Here is a 14,116-nt window from a genome sequence, read left to right as displayed (position 1 = left end):
GACTCTGATGGATCGTCGTACGTTCTTGATCAGCAGTGGGGCTGTTGCGCTCGCGGTGGGGAGTGCAACGCCCGCGTTCGCGGCGACGGTGACGTCGTTGGCGCAGTTGCAGCAGGCGATTGACAGCGCGGCGGCCGGGACCACGATCACGGTGGCCAACGGTACGTACGCCGTACCGTCGGGGTCGCCGATCACGGTGAGCGGGAAGCAAGGGCCGATCACGATCGTGGCGCAGAGCCGGGGCGGGGTGACGTTCACCGGAGCGCAGAGCTTCGTGTTCAGCGGCTCGTCGGACGTCACGCTCAGCGGCTTCGCGTTCCGGCAGAGCACGACGCTGGAGATCCCGGCGGACTGCCCGCGGATCCGGCTGACCCGCAACGACTTCCAGCTCGCGACCGCGGACGGGCAGCACTGGGTCGTGGTGCGCGGCGACGACGCGAAGATCGACCGGAACACCTTCCACGACAAGTCCACGGCCGGCGTCTACCTGGTGATCGACGGCCCGGGCACCGAGGCGATGGCGCAGCGGACCTACATCCTGCGCAACTATTTCCGCGACCATACGTACGGCGGCGCGAACGGCGGCGAGCCGATCCGGCTCGGGGTGAGTGCCCGGGCGCTGAGCACGGCTGACGCGACCGTGGAGTACAACCTGTTCGAGCGCTGCAACGGCGACCCCGAGGCGATCTCGGTGAAGTCGTCCGGCAACACCGTCCGGTACAACACGATCCGGTCGTCGGTCGGCGGGATCGTACTGCGGCACGGGAACGCGACCCGGGTCGAGAGCAACTATCTGGTGGCCGGTAGCAACGGCATCCGCATCTACGGCAATGATCATCTGATCGTCAACAATTACGTGGACGGGGTCGCGAGCGCGGGCGTGGTGCTCGGGAGCGGGACCGAGCGGGACCATTACGAGGGCGAGCCGTCGAGCTCACGAACCGGGAACGACGCGCCGGACCGGGTGACGATCGTGCTGAACACGCTGCGGAACAACGGCCAGGCGGTCGCGGGGGAGAGCCAGCGGACAGTGCCGCCGCTGGACTGCGTGGTCGCCGACAATCTGATGGTCGGCGAGAGCGGGCAGCTGGTGTCGATGCCGTACCTCGACGGGGTGAGCTGGTCGGGCAACATCCTGTGGGGTGCGGCGTCGAACGGGAACATCCCGTCCGGGTTCACCCGGGCCGATCCGAAGCTGGTGGCGGGCTCGGACGGCGTCTACCGGCTGGGTGCGGGCAGTGCCGCGGTGAACGCGTCCGCTCTCAACCACACGGGCCAGGTCGCGGACGACCTCGACGGAGAACCCCGGACGGCGCCGTACGACGTCGGAGCAGATGAGTACTCGGCGAGCCAACCGCTCCGACGACCGCTGACTGCTACCGATGTGGGACCGAACGCTGCCTAGACAACGCTCGGTTGGGCGTTGCCGGCCTCGCGGATGCCGCGGCGCATGTCGACGCGGGTGAGCAGGACGAGGCCGATCACGAAGAAGATGCCGAGGGCGACGATCGCGGGGCGGTACGAGCCGGTGAGCTGGTGGACGAGACCGAACACCAGCGTGCCGAGCCACGACGTTCCGCGTTCGCCGGCCTGGTAGAGCGAGAAGTACTCCGCCTCGCGGCCCTTCGGAATCAGCTGGCTGAACGCCGAGCGGGACAGCGCCTGGGTGCCGCCCAGCACGATCCCGATCGCCACTCCCATCGCCAGGAACGGCGCGATCCGGTGCGCCGGCAGCAGGAACCCGGCGATCACGATCAGCATCCAGACCACCAGCCCGCCGGTGATCGTCCGGTGCGCGCCGTACCGGGCCGCCACCCGCCCGAACACGATCGCACCGAAGAAGGCCACGAACTGCACCATCAGGATGGTCGCGATCAGCACCTGGGTCTGGAACCCGAGCTGCTTCTCGCCGTACGTCGACGACACCGAGATCACGGTCTGGATGCCGTCGTTGAAGAACAGGTAGGCGACCAGGAACAGCAGCGTCATCGGGTAGGCCCGGATGTGCCGCAACGTCGCCGCGAGCTGCCCGAAGCTCTGCCGCACCAGACCACGCTTGCCGGTCTGCTCGACGTTGACCGGCGGCCGGTTCCGCAGCCGGACGAACGGGATGATCGTGAACAGCCCCCACCAGACGCCGGCGCTCAGCAGGCTCAGCCGGACCGCGGTGCCCTGACTCATCCCGAGGGCGTCGTGCGCGGTCACCACGGCCAGGTTGATCGCCAGCAGGATGAACCCACCGGCGTACCCGAACGCCCAGGCCCGCGACGACACCGCGTCGCGCTGGTCCGGGGGAGCGATGTCGATCAGGATCGAGTCGTAGACGACCAGCGCGGACCCCAGACACACGTTGCCGATGAAGAGCAGCAGCGCGCCGAGCCCCCAGCGGCCGCCGCCGACGAACACCATGCAGCAGGCGGACAGCGACCCGACCCAGGCGAAAGCGCACATCAGCAGCTTCTTGCGGGCCATCCGGTCCGCGATCGCCCCGACCACCGGCAGGAACAGCGCAGAGGCCAGCGTGGCGACCGTGACCACGTAGAACGCCAGCGAGCCCGGCGAGATCCCGAGCCCGAGGACGTGCAGATCGGTGTTGCACGGGTGGTCCGTGGTCCCGACGTACCCGCAGGCGTCGGTCTCCGCGACCGAGGTCAGGTACGGCGCGAACAGTACGGTCGCGACCGTGGTGACGTAGCCGGAGTTCGCCCAGTCGAAGAGGCTGAACCCCCAGTACTCGCGCTTGTCCACACCGTCCGGGGCGGAGAGAAGTCCCATGCGCGGAAGTGTGTCATCAATGCCACTGACCCCGCTCGATCAACACGTCGCGCAGGACGTCGGTGCGGTCGGTGATGATCCCGTCCACCCCGGCGTCGAGCAGCCGGCGGATGTCGTCGGCGTCGTCGACGGTCCACACGTGCACCTGCTTGCCACGCGCGTGCGCCCGCTCGATCAGGCCCGGCGTGAGCAGGTGCAGGGACCCGTGCTGCTCCGGGATCTGCAGGCAGGCACCCCGCGACGGCAGCGCGACCGGCAGGAACCGGATCAGCGCGATCTCCCACTGCCCGTACCCGGTGCACAGCCGCGGGCCGAGCAGCTTGCGCATCCGGTTCACCCGGGACTGCGAGAACGACGAGACACAGACCCGGTCGACCGCGTTCGCGGCCCGCAGTACGGCGGCCGACGGCTCCAGCCCGCCGTCCGCCTTGACGTCGAGGTTGAACCGGACGTCCGGGAACTGCTCGAGCAGTTCGTCCAGCCGGGGTATCGGCTCCTGGCCGTTGATCCGCGCCTTGCTGACCTCGGACCAGGGCAGCTCGGCGATCACGCCGGTGCGGTCGGTGACCCGGTCGAGCCGGTCGTCGTGGAAGGCGATCACCACGCCGTCGCTGGTGGCGTGCAGGTCGGTCTCGACGTACCGGTAGCCGAGGTCGACGGCGTGCTGGAAGGCGCGCAGCGAGTTCTCGTAGCCGACGATGTCCGGGTGATCGGCGCCGCCGCGGTGCGCCATCGCGATCGCTCCGTCGTGGACGAGGTACGGGTACACAACCTGCAGTATGTACCGTTGGGTCGGTGACGGTACTCAGCCCCCGCCCCGACCTGTGGACGCTCGATCCGGACGTCCTGCACCTCAACCACGGTTCGTACGGCGCCGTGCCGCGCCGGACCCAGGAGGTGATGGCCGGCCTGCGGACCGAGATGGACGCCAACCCGATGGTCTGGTTCCGGACCGTCGCCGACCGCCTGACCGCGAGCCGGCTGGCGCTGGCCGCGTTCCTGGAGACCGACCCGGCCGGGTTCGCCCTGGTCCCGAACGCGAGCGCCGGTGTGACGGTCGCGCTCCAGACCCTGCCGATTCCGGCCGGCAGCCGGATCGTGCTCACCGACCACGCGTACGGCGCGGTCCGGTACGCCGCCGAGCGGTTCGCGAAGCAGTACGGCGCCGAGGTCGTGACCGTGGCGATCCCGCTGGAGGCCGACGACCGGACCGTGGTCGCGCTGATCGCGGAGCAGCTGGACGACGCCTCGGTGCTGATCGTGGACCAGATCACCTCCGGTACGGCGAAGGTGTTCCCGATCGAGGGACTGGTCGCGGCCGCCCACGAGCGCGGGGTACCGATCGTGGTCGACGGCGCGCACGCCCCGGCGCTGATCGACGCGCCGGCCGCGGCAGGTGCCGACTTCTGGACGGGGAACTTCCACAAGTGGCCGGCCGCGCCGCGGGCGACCGCCGGCCTGGTCGTCGCGGAGCGCTGGCGGTCGGCGTCGATGCCGCTGATCGTGTCCTGGTCGGAGTACGACGAGCAGATGCCGGAGCGGTTCGACATGCAGGGCACGTACGACTACGTGCCCTGGATCGCCGCGCCGGAGTCGCTGAAGGTGCTGGCGGACCTGGACTGGCCGACCCGCCGGCCGCAGCTGACCTCGCTGGTCGAGGAGGGCGCGCGGGTGCTCTCGAAGGCGCTCGGCACCGGTGTCGCGGACGTCGCGCGGCCGCCGGCGACGATGCGTCTGGTCGAGCTGCCCTCGTCGGTCGACCTGTCCGGCGGCGAGGCGCTGAAGATGCGGGTGTCGCGGGAGCTGAAGGCGGAGATCACGTTCACCGGGTTCGAGGAGCGGAAGTTCATCCGGTTGTCGGCGCACGCGTACAACTCGGCGGCCGACTACGAGAAACTGTCGGAGGGTTTGCCTAGGCTCCTCGGGTGAACGACATCCAAGGGTCTTACAACACCGCTGCCGCCGACTACCACGCGATTCTGAAGGACTACCACCGGGCGGATCCGTTCGAGGTCGGAGCGCTCGACTACTTCGCCGCGCTCGTCCAGGACGGCCCGGTCGGCGACCTCGGATGCGGGACCGGGCGGATCACGTCGTACCTGGCCGGACGGAGCCTGGACGTGTTCGGGGTGGACCTGACGCCGGGCATGATCGACGTGGCCCGGCGGGAGTATCCCGAGCTCCGGTTCGAGGTCGGGTCGTTGTTCGACCTGGACCTGAAGGACGGCGAGCTGGCCGCGGCGCTGGCGTGGTACTCGCTGGTCCACACGCCGCGCGCGGAGCTGCCGACGGCGTTCGCCGAGCTGTTCCGGGTGCTGCGGCCGGGTGGTGTGCTGGTGCACGGGTTCAAGGTCGGCGACGGCAGCCGGCCGCTGACGCAGGCGTACGGGCACGACGTCGACCTGCAGGTCTACATGTACGCCGTACCGGAGATCGCGGGGCTGCTCGCGGACGCCGGGTTCGTGGAGGTGGCGACGCTGACGCGCGCGGCACTGCCCGCCGAGAAGGACGCCGGGCAGGCCGCGCTGATCGTCCGCAAGCCGGAATGATCAAGCCGGCCAGTTCGTCCCTGGGACGGTGACGTCCAGGTCGTCGATCTCGGCGAAGCACGTGCGGTAGGTGAACTTGAAGGTGTTCGCGCCCGCGTTCAGCGGTACGTCGAGCGCCTGCTGGGTCCAGTTCTCCCAGCCGTACGACGGGTACTCGACGACCCGGCCTGTGCCGCCGTTGACGCTCAGCGTGTGCGTGCACGTCGTACCGGATCCGTTGCCGCTGCGGACGAAGACGCGGAAGGTGCCCGCGTACGGCGCGTTCACGGTGACGGTGGCCGAGCTGGACAGGTCGTCGATCCAGCCGGCCTTCCCGTTGCTCGACGCGACCTGGGTGGTCGCGCTGTGCGCCTTGCCGGTGAACGCCGCGGTCTCCGCCTCGAACCGGGTGATCGGCGCTCCTTCGAGGGCGGCGTACCACTGGGCGGCGAGCTTGCTGTTGCCGCTGTGCGTGAGGTGGATGCCGTCCGCCATCAGATCGCTCGGGGGCAGCGCGCTGCGGGTGTCGACGAACCGCACCATCGCACCCTCCCGGGCGAGCTTCGCGACCACGAACGGGATCTGGTTGTTGAACGCCGCCGCCCGCGCGTTGGTGGCGGCGTCGGTCATCGGCCCGACGGTCGCGACGTACACGGCGAGATCCGGCCGGACGGCGAGCATGGTCCTGATCAGCTTCTCCAGCCGCGCCGGAGCGGTGGCCAGGTTCAGGTTCTGCAGTACGTCGTTGGCGCCGGCGTGCAGCAGCACGACGTCCGGCTGATAGGTGGTCATCCGGTCGGCGGCGATCGCGGTCAGCTGGTCGATCACCCAGCCGCCGTGTCCTTCGTGGTCGCGGTCCGGCAGGTTGACCGGCGTACTGTCGGTGACCGATCCGACGAAGTCGACGGGATGCCCTTCGGAGGTGAGCATCCAGTACAGGTCGGTGCGGTACGCGCCGGGGATGCTCCCGGCGGTGGTGGACGAGCCCAGCGGCATGATCTTCGTCGTGGTCTGGGCGGTGGACGTCGACACGGGAGCGGACACGAAGAGTGCGGGCAACAGCAGAAGCCCGGCCAGGAAGCGTCTCATCCTGGCACTGTCCCAGCCGGGCTCCTTCGGTGGTACGCCTTCGATCTCCGCCGAAAGATCAGCCCTTGATCGCGCCGGAGGTCATGCCGGCGACGATCTGGCGGTTGAAGAACAGGAACATGATCAGCGGCGGGATCGTGATCAGCAGGATGTCCATGAAGAGCAGGTTGTACTGCGTGGAGTACTGGCTGGAGAAGTTGAACAGGGTCAGCTGGACGGTCGCGTTCTGATCGCCGGGCAGGAAGTACAGCGGATTCACGAAGTCGTTGAACACGTTGACCGACTGCACCACCACGACCGTGACGATGACGGATCTGAGCAGCGGAAAGATGACCCGGAAGAACAGCTTCAACGGTCCCGCACCGTCGATGATCGCCGCTTCGTCCAGCTCCCGCGGAATCGTCGCCACGAAGGCCCGGAACAGCAGGATGCAGAACGACAACCCGTAGGCGATCTCGATCAGGATGAGCCCCGGCATCGTCTTGAACAGCCCGAACTTCTGCAGCACCCAGATCGTCGGTACGACGGCCGGCGGGATGATCAGCCCGGCGAGCACGAGGAAGTTGATGAACCCGTTCCACCGGCTCTTGCGCCGCTGCAGGACGAACCCGGCCATCGCCGCGAGGACGACCATCCCGATGACACTGGCCACGGTCAGGATCGTGCTGTTGATGAACGCGATCACCAGCATGAAGTCGCGGGCCTTCACGACCTCGACGAAGTTCTGCACGAAGCGGAACTGGTGCGGCCAGGAGAAGCTCAGGTCCGCGGACTGCGTCCGGTCCTTCACCGCGGTCAGCAGGATGAACGCGAACGGGATGATGAACACGACGATCGACACCAGGATCGCAACCGCGCTGAGCGCCCACTTCCGGGCGGGACGGTGGTTGACGAGTTCTGCGGTGCTCACAGGTCCACCTCCTTCCGATTCAGGAACCAGGACAGCGGGAGGATGATCGCGGTGACGACGACGAACAGCACCACGTTGCCCGCGGTCGACAGGCCGTAGAAGCCGGCCTGGTACTGCTTGTAGATCACCGACGCGATCACGTCCGAGGTGAACCCCGGTCCGCCGCGGGTCATCGCCCAGATCAGGTCGAAGGACCGCAGCCCGCCGATCAGCGACAAGATGATGACGGTGACGGTGGCGGGCCGGGACAGCGGCAGCACGATCCGCCGGAACTGCTGCCAGGACCCGGCGCCGTCCACCCGGGCCGCCTCGATGTACTCGCGCGGGATCGACACGATGCCCGCGATGTAGATCAGGGTGGCCAGGCCGACGCCCTTCCACACGTCGACCGCGGCCACCGAGAGCAGTGCCCACTTCGGATCGGTCAGCCAGCCCGGGCCCTGGATCCCCAGCAGTCCGAGCGACTTGTTGATCAGGCCCTGGTCGGGGTTCATCAGCACGGTGAACGTCAGCCCGACCCCGATCGTCGAGACCAGCACCGGGAAGAACACCACCGACCGGAGGTAGCCGCGGGCAACGATCTGCGAGGTGAGCAGTACGGCGAGCAGCAGCCCGAGCACCACCTTCGACCCGGAGGTGACGACCGCGTAGATCAGGGTGTTGGTGAAGCCCTTGACCAGCTGCGGATCCTGGAAGAACAGCTTGAAGTTGTCCAGTCCGATGAACTTCGACTCGAACAGGCTCCAGCGGGTGAGGCTGAAGTAGAGCGAGGCGAACGTCGGGACCAGGAACAGCACGCCGTAGATGACCGCGGTGGGGAGGTAGAACCAGTTGGAGTACGGGCGGTAGACCTTGCTGCCGGTGTTCGCCGTGACAGTGCTGGTCTTGCTGTGTTCTTCCGCGACCACAGCCACCGCTCTCACCAGCCTGCCAGGCCGAGCTGTTGGGCCTGCTTCTTCACGTCGTCGTCGTACCGCGCCGCGCCGTCCTTCGCCTTCCGGATCCCGGACCCGACCTCGACCGTGATCTGCTCCAGCGACGGGCCCTTGACCGGCGACAGGAACTCCAGCGCGAGGCTGGACGCGCCCGGCTTGTCGAGGTACGGCTGCATGTCCTTGATCGCCCGCGGTACGTCGTCACCGAGGCTGCAGCCCTTGACCGCGTACGGGCCGGTCGGCGCGCCGGCGGTGTTCTGCGACTTGCAGCCGTCCGGGCTGGCGACGAACGCGAGGAACTTCTTCGCCGCGTCCAGCTTGTCGCCGGTCGTGGTCTTCGGGATGTACAGCCCGCCCGGCGTCCACAGTGTCAGGCCGTTGGTGCTCGCGTCGTCACCAGGCAACGCGAACAGGCCGACGGTCTTGGCGGCGTCGGGGTACGTCGCGACCATGTTCGCGACCACGCCGGACAGGATCGGGTAGTGCGCGCCCTTGCCGGTGGCAAGCATCTTGAGGCCGTCCGGCAGCTTCGCCGACGCGAAGTCCTTGTTCTCGTACCCGGCGTCGTGCACCGCCTCGGTGTGCTCGAAGCCCTTGAGGGCGGCCGGCGACGTCGCGTACTTCGCCTGGTTCTTGGTGTACTTGTCGGCGAAGTCCGGCTCCGCCGCGGCGACGTTGTGGTAGTCGCCGAGGACGAACAGCTGCGACGTCCACGTCTCGCCGTAGGTCTGGATCACCGGGGCGACACCGGGGTCGCCGGCCTTGATCTTGGCGTTGTTGGCCATGAACTCGGCCCACGTCTTCGGGATCTTCAGGCCGAGCTTCTGGTAGACGGGGATGCTGTACAGCACCGCGCCGCCCTGGAAGCCGCCGACCGGCGCGCCGTACACCTGGTTGTCGGCGGTGACGGTCTTCTTGAAGTTGTCGTCGAGATCCTTGACGTAGGGCTGGTCGCTGATCGGGACCAGGTTCTTCTGCGGCGCGATCGCCTGGAACAGCGACCCGGTGTTGTAGTTGAAGACCTCAGGCATGTCGCCGGTCGACAGCCGGGTCTTGATGATGTTGTCGCCGTCGGTGCCACCCGGGCGGGTGTCGACCTTGACGGTGATGTTCGGGTACTTCGCGTGGAAGTCCTTGGCGAGCTGGTCGGCCTCCTTCACGTCCTGGTCCTGGTTCGTGGTCAGGTACGTGATCTCGACCGACCCGCTGCCTCCGGAGCTGTCGCTGGAGCCGAGACTGCCCGCGCTGCAGCCGGCGAGGGCGAGTGAACACACAGCCAGCAGCGCGAGACCGCTGGGTCCTGGGCGGAACCTCATCGTGACCTCCAAAAGGGGATGTACGTCGCAGCGGGGCGGTCAGGGAATGCTGGATCAGTGGTGCAGGACCGCGGTGAGCGCGGCCTTCACGGCCTCGGCGCCGGTGGCAGTCGCGAGATCGCCGGCCGGCTGGTCGAGGTAGGGCAGGAGACGACGGGCGAGCTCGGCGTCGTCGGCGGCGAACCCGCTCTCGGCCGCGGCCGCCGTGATCGCGCTCCAGATCGGCAGGTCGTCAACAATCTGACGAACCGTGGCGTCGGCGGGCAGCGCCGTGGCCGCGGCGTACGGGTCGTCCACGGTCCACTCGTGCGTACCGTGCCCGACCTCGACGGTCTCCTGACCGGGCAGGTCGACCGTGGCGCGGGATCCGACCGGGACCGTGACGCTGACGGTGACCTGTCCGTCGCCGCGGGACCAGCCGACCGACGCCTCGCCGTACGGCGTGTCGTGTTTGGCGGACGCCTTCGTGAGCTGGTCGGTGAACAACGGCCGTACGGCGATGCTCCGGTAGCCCGGCTCGGCCGCCGCGAGGCCCGCGACCCGCCGGTGCATCCAGTCCGCGACGGCACCGAGCGCGTAGTGGTTGAACGACGTCATCTGGCCGGGGTTGATGCTGCCGTCGGGCAGCATGCTGTCCCAACGCTCCCAGACCGTCGTCGCTCCCATCGTCACTGCGTACAGCCAAGAGGGGCAGCTTGTCTGTAGCAGGAGGCGGTACGCCAGCTCAGGATGACCGGAATCGGCCAGAGCGTCCGCGATCAACGGCGTTCCGACGAATCCGGTACTGATCCGGAAGCCGGACGCCCGGACCAGGTCGGCCAGCCGCGCACCGGCCCGCTGCCGCTGGTTCTCGGTCGGCAGCAGCGCCCACTGCAGCGCGAGCGCGTAGTTCGTTGCCGAGTCGCTCAATACCCGGCCGCCCTCGGTGGCGTACTCGGCGGCGAAGGCCTGCCGCACGCGGGCCGCCAGATCGGCGTACTCGCGCGACAGATCGTGCTGCCCCACGACCTCCGCGGCCTTGGCGACCACCTCGGCCGAGCGCGCGAGGTGCGCGGTGGCGAGTACGTCGGGGTCGGCCTTCGCCCGTGCGGCGTCTTCCGGCGGGGCGGTCGGGTCGAGCCAGTCGCCGAACTGGAACCCGCCGGACCAGAGCAGGTCGCTGCCGGCCAGGCCGGCCACCTTGTCCACCCAGGCGCGCATGCTCGGCAGCTGCCGGGCGAGCAGTCCGGCGTCGCCGGTGCGCTCGTACACCACCCACGGCACGATCGTTGCCGCGTCACCCCATGCCGCGGTGGCCGGTCCCTCGGTCCGCAGGACGTCCGGGACGACGAAGGGTACCGATCCGTCCTTCTGCTGCTCGGCCGCGAGGTCGGCGAGCCAGTTGGTGAGGAAGCCGCCGGTGTCGAACAGGAAGCTCGCGCTGGGGGAGAAGACCTGGATGTCGCCGGTCCAGCCGAGCCGCTCGTCGCGCTGCGGGCAGTCGGTCGGTACGTCGACGAAGTTGCCGCGCATACCCCAGACCACGTTCTGGTGGAACTGGTTCAGCAACTCGTTCGACGACTCGAACCAGCCGGTGCGCCGCAGGTCGCTGCCGATCACGATCCCCTCGAGGTCCTCGCGGCGGAGGTCGGCGACGCCCGAGACCTCGGCGTACCGGAAACCGTGGAAGGTGAGCGGCGAGTCGAGCGTGACCTCGTCCGGACCGGCCAGGATGTAGGTGTCGGTGGCCTTCGCGGTGCGGAGCGGGCGGACGCCGAGCTCGCCGTTCTCCAGGACCTCCGCGTGCCGCAGTACGACCTCGTCGCCGGCCGCGCCGCCGCGGACCTTCAGCCGGACCCGGCCGACCAGGTTCTGCCCGAAGTCGACGAGCGTCTTGCCGGACGGCGAGGTGGTGATCTCGACGGCGGGCAGCACGTCGGTGATCCGGACCGGCGGACCGTCGGGGGCGACGAGCAGCGTGAGGTCGGCGTCGAGTACGTCGACGGGCGCGGGCTCGCCGGGCTGCTTGCGCAGGTCGGTGGTCTGGCCGTCGTAGAGGTCGTCGGCGAGCACGTTGCTCTCCCGCGACGTCCACGTGCCGTCGCTGCCGAACGTGTGCAGCCGGCCGTCGGCGGTGGTCACCTCGAGCTGCGCGAGTACGGCCAGGCGGTCGCCGTACAGCTGCGTCTGGTCGTGGAACCCGATCCGGCCGCGGTACCACGCGTTGCCGAGCAGGAACTCGAGCGTGTTCTCACCAGGCCGGACTAGCTCGGTCACGTCGTACGTCTGGTAGCGCAGGCGGTACTGGTACGCCGTCCAGCCGGGCGCGAGCTCCTCACTGCCGACGCGCTGCCCGTTGAGCTCTGGGAGGTAGACGCCGTACGACGTGGCGTACAGCCGCGCCTTGACGATGTCGTCCGGGAGTTCCGCCGTACCGGCGACCAGCGGGGCGGGCGAGCCGTGGGGGTTGTCGTGCGGGCTGACGAACCGCGCGGTCCACTCGTCGGGCGTGAACAGGCCGGCCTCGACGTACGCGGGCTCGCTCCACTCGCTCCAGTCCTCGTCACCCCGGACCCGGAGGCGGACCTGCGCGGACTCCCGCGACCCGAGCGGGTGGGCCGGCCAGGGCACCAGGACCTGGTCGGGGGACTGGACGGTGAAGACCTGGGTGGTGTCGCGGGTGATCTCGACCTCGTACGCGGACTGTGCGTAGCCGGCGTCCGCGGCCGGGACCTGCCAGGAGATCCGCGGACTGGCGGTACCGGTCCCGACCACGGGAGCGGCGAGGTGCTCGAAGCGGAGGGCGGTGGGTGCGGCGGGATGCGACATGTGGCTCCATCCGGAATGAAACGATTCACTGGATGTACCGATCCTGCGACCGACGCTCCGAAGCCACTAGCCCGATGTGCACTCGCCCTAGCACGATCTGCACCTCGCCTCGTATCTTGAGGCTGTGGCGGATATGGCCGACGAGCCGGTGACAACCCGCGGGACCGTTCTGCACTTCGTCGAGGGCACGGTCGTGCACGCCGGGACGCATGTGCACGAGGAGAGCCATCCGCTGCACACGCACAGCTTCTTCGAGCTGCTGCTCGTGGTCGGCGGCGAGGGCGTCCACCACAGCCTCGCCGGCCGTCGCCGGCTGCGCCGCGGCGACGCGATCCTGCTGCGTCCGGGCGTCTGGCACGAGTACGTCGACTGCCGGTCGCTCGAGGTCTACAACTGCTGCTTCTCGGCCGACCTGGTACGTCGTGAGCTGGCCTGGGCTCGCGAGGACCCGCTGCTGGGCTACCTGTTGTGGACCGGGCCGTTCTCCGCCGAGCGTCGCGGGATGCTCCCGACCCACCTCGATCCGCCCGCGATGCTCGAAGCGCTCGGGCACCTCGACGGACTGCGCCATCTGCGCAACCAGCCGCTGAGCCGGCATCGCGGTGAGGTGATCGGCTGGCTCGCGCTCTATCTGAGCTGCATCGCGCGGACGGTGGCGGACCGTGACGAACGCCGGGAGTACACCCATCCCGCGGTCGTCGACGCCATGCGGATGATGGAGGCCGACCCAGCGCGGCACTGGACGCTGACCGACCTGGCCGGCGAACTGCACCTCGCGCCGGGCTACCTGGTCCGGCTGTTCAAGTCGGTCACCGGGGTCCCGCCGATGGCGTACCTGTCCCGGCACCGGGTCGAGCTGGCGGCCGATCGGCTACTCCACACGGACCTGCCGATCCACCGGATCGGCGAGTCCGTCGGCTGGCCCGACCAGAACTACTTCGCCCGCCGGTTCAAGTCGCACTACGGGCTACCGGCGTCGGTCTACCGGCAACGTTTCAATGCGGTCCGGCACGGCTACCCGGCTCCTGATCAGCAGGTCCAGGCCGTCCAGGATTCGTTCTAGCCCGAACTCCAGCCCCTGGTTCTCGCTGCCGGCCGCCGTACTCGTCGCGGCCACGAGACGCGGGAAACGGGCAGCCTCGGTGTGGAGGATCTCGGCCAGGGACCGCTGCATGTCCTCCTCGGTGAGGCCGATGCTGTGACCGGGGAACGTCGAGGACTGCTGGGCGATGTTCCGGACGTGACTGGTGACTACCAGGATCGCGTCCAGCTGCTCGCCGCCGGTGAGACCGACGTCGACGAGTCCGGCGAGACCGCGTTCGATCCAGGCGAGCTCGTTCGGGCCGAGCGGCCGGCGTCCGATCGTCGACTGGAGCAACCACGGGTGCCGCACGAACCCGTCGTACAGGTCGATCGCCCAGGTGTGCAGCGTCTCGCGCCACGGGCCGTCGGGGCGTTCCGGCGGACTGCCCATCGCCAGATCGCTCATCACCGCGACCAGCTCGGCCTTCCCGGGGACGTGCCGGTACAGCGCCATCTTGGTCACCGGCAGGTCGTCGGCGACGCGCTGCATGGAGACGGCGTCGAGGCCCTCGGCGTCGGCGATCGCGATCCCGGCGGCGGCGATCTCCGCGAGTGTGATCGCCGGTTTCGGTCCGCGGGTGCGGGCCGGTTCCTTGCCCCAGAGCAGCTCGGTCATCAGGTGTTCCTCCCGAAAGGACTTGAACTGTGTCTACCATACACATTACTGTGTCC

General features: G+C 68.9%; 12 protein-coding genes. 4 read left to right on the top strand and 8 right to left on the bottom strand.

What is annotated here, in order from left to right; genetic code table 11:
- Positions 1 to 7: 7 nt before the first annotated feature.
- Positions 8 to 1,405 carry a polysaccharide lyase 6 family protein gene (locus tag AB0M51_RS23895; protein ID WP_344195265.1) on the top strand — a complete coding sequence of 466 codons (1,398 nt, stop codon included), beginning with the start codon at positions 8 to 10 and terminating at the stop codon, positions 1,403 to 1,405.
- On the opposite strand, the gene AB0M51_RS23890 is transcribed toward AB0M51_RS23895, so the two are convergent.
- Together AB0M51_RS23890 and AB0M51_RS23885 are read right to left on the bottom strand one after the other, a co-directional pair.
- On the bottom strand, positions 1,402 to 2,775 hold the full coding sequence (locus AB0M51_RS23890; RefSeq protein ID WP_344195267.1) for an MFS transporter: 1,374 nt from the start codon (positions 2,773 to 2,775) through the stop codon (positions 1,402 to 1,404). The genes AB0M51_RS23895 and AB0M51_RS23890 overlap by 4 nt on opposite strands.
- A gap of 16 nt (positions 2,776 to 2,791) precedes the next feature.
- Positions 2,792 to 3,544: a glycerophosphodiester phosphodiesterase gene (locus AB0M51_RS23885; protein WP_363750442.1), complete on the bottom strand. Its 753-nt coding sequence runs from the start codon at positions 3,542 to 3,544 to the stop codon at positions 2,792 to 2,794.
- Between the two features lie 26 nt (positions 3,545 to 3,570).
- On the opposite strand from AB0M51_RS23885, the gene AB0M51_RS23880 reads away from it, so the two are divergent.
- A complete protein-coding gene (locus AB0M51_RS23880) occupies positions 3,571 to 4,704 on the top strand; it encodes an aminotransferase class V-fold PLP-dependent enzyme (protein ID WP_344195271.1) in 1,134 nt (377 codons plus the stop codon).
- Complete coding sequence (locus AB0M51_RS23875; protein ID WP_344195273.1) at positions 4,701 to 5,324, top strand: class I SAM-dependent methyltransferase; 624 nt, start codon at positions 4,701 to 4,703, stop codon at positions 5,322 to 5,324. Before AB0M51_RS23880 ends, AB0M51_RS23875 begins: the two co-directional genes overlap by 4 nt.
- Here AB0M51_RS23875 and AB0M51_RS23870 read toward each other — a convergent pair whose 3' ends face one another.
- From AB0M51_RS23870 to AB0M51_RS23850, 5 genes are read right to left on the bottom strand one after another with little or no spacing between them, the layout of a single operon-like run.
- On the bottom strand, positions 5,325 to 6,392 hold the full coding sequence (locus AB0M51_RS23870) for a GDSL-type esterase/lipase family protein (protein WP_344195275.1): 1,068 nt from the start codon (positions 6,390 to 6,392) through the stop codon (positions 5,325 to 5,327).
- A 58-nt stretch (positions 6,393 to 6,450) separates the two neighbouring features.
- The gene (locus tag AB0M51_RS23865; protein ID WP_344195277.1) at positions 6,451 to 7,302 is read right to left on the bottom strand and encodes a carbohydrate ABC transporter permease; all 852 of its coding nucleotides are present in this window, start codon (positions 7,300 to 7,302) and stop codon (positions 6,451 to 6,453) included.
- Entirely contained in the window at positions 7,299 to 8,216 is a 918-nt protein-coding gene (locus AB0M51_RS23860) for a sugar ABC transporter permease (RefSeq protein ID WP_344195279.1), read from the bottom strand. Before AB0M51_RS23860 ends, AB0M51_RS23865 begins: the two co-directional genes overlap by 4 nt.
- 5 nt (positions 8,217 to 8,221) lie before the next feature.
- Positions 8,222 to 9,553, bottom strand: coding sequence for an extracellular solute-binding protein (locus AB0M51_RS23855; RefSeq protein WP_344195281.1), 1,332 nt, complete (start codon positions 9,551 to 9,553; stop codon positions 8,222 to 8,224).
- 54 nt (positions 9,554 to 9,607) lie between these two features.
- Entirely contained in the window at positions 9,608 to 12,361 is a 2,754-nt protein-coding gene (locus AB0M51_RS23850; protein ID WP_344195283.1) for a family 78 glycoside hydrolase catalytic domain, read from the bottom strand.
- Positions 12,362 to 12,494: 133 nt separating this feature from the next.
- Here AB0M51_RS23850 and AB0M51_RS23845 point away from each other — a divergent pair, with 133 nt between their 5' ends.
- Complete coding sequence (locus tag AB0M51_RS23845; protein WP_344197118.1) at positions 12,495 to 13,424, top strand: AraC family transcriptional regulator; 930 nt, start codon at positions 12,495 to 12,497, stop codon at positions 13,422 to 13,424.
- On the opposite strand, the gene AB0M51_RS23840 is transcribed toward AB0M51_RS23845, so the two are convergent.
- A complete protein-coding gene (locus tag AB0M51_RS23840; protein ID WP_344195285.1) occupies positions 13,329 to 14,060 on the bottom strand; it encodes a TetR/AcrR family transcriptional regulator C-terminal domain-containing protein in 732 nt (243 codons plus the stop codon). The genes AB0M51_RS23845 and AB0M51_RS23840 overlap by 96 nt on opposite strands.
- Positions 14,061 to 14,116: the final 56 nt, after the last annotated feature.

Origin of the sequence: Kribbella sp. NPDC051137 (assembly GCF_040682535.1) — a bacterium.
GTDB classification, from domain to species: Bacteria; Actinomycetota; Actinomycetes; order Propionibacteriales; family Kribbellaceae; genus Kribbella; species Kribbella karoonensis.
Note: the sequence above shows the minus strand (reverse complement) of the source record. Positions and strands in the feature narration are given on the sequence as shown.

Excerpts from the sequence above, each read along its gene's own strand:
- AB0M51_RS23895 (WP_344195265.1), top strand. The coding sequence starts at position 8 with ATGGATCGTCGTACGTTCTTGATCAGCAGTGGGGCTGTTGCGCTCGCG.
- AB0M51_RS23890 (WP_344195267.1), bottom strand. The coding sequence starts at position 2,775 with ATGGGACTTCTCTCCGCCCCGGACGGTGTGGACAAGCGCGAGTACTGG.
- AB0M51_RS23870 (WP_344195275.1), bottom strand. The coding sequence starts at position 6,392 with ATGAGACGCTTCCTGGCCGGGCTTCTGCTGTTGCCCGCACTCTTCGTG.
- AB0M51_RS23855 (WP_344195281.1), bottom strand. The coding sequence starts at position 9,553 with ATGAGGTTCCGCCCAGGACCCAGCGGTCTCGCGCTGCTGGCTGTGTGT.
- AB0M51_RS23850 (WP_344195283.1), bottom strand. The coding sequence starts at position 12,361 with ATGTCGCATCCCGCCGCACCCACCGCCCTCCGCTTCGAGCACCTCGCC.
- AB0M51_RS23845 (WP_344197118.1), top strand. The coding sequence starts at position 12,495 with ATGGCCGACGAGCCGGTGACAACCCGCGGGACCGTTCTGCACTTCGTC.
- AB0M51_RS23840 (WP_344195285.1), bottom strand. The coding sequence starts at position 14,060 with ATGACCGAGCTGCTCTGGGGCAAGGAACCGGCCCGCACCCGCGGACCG.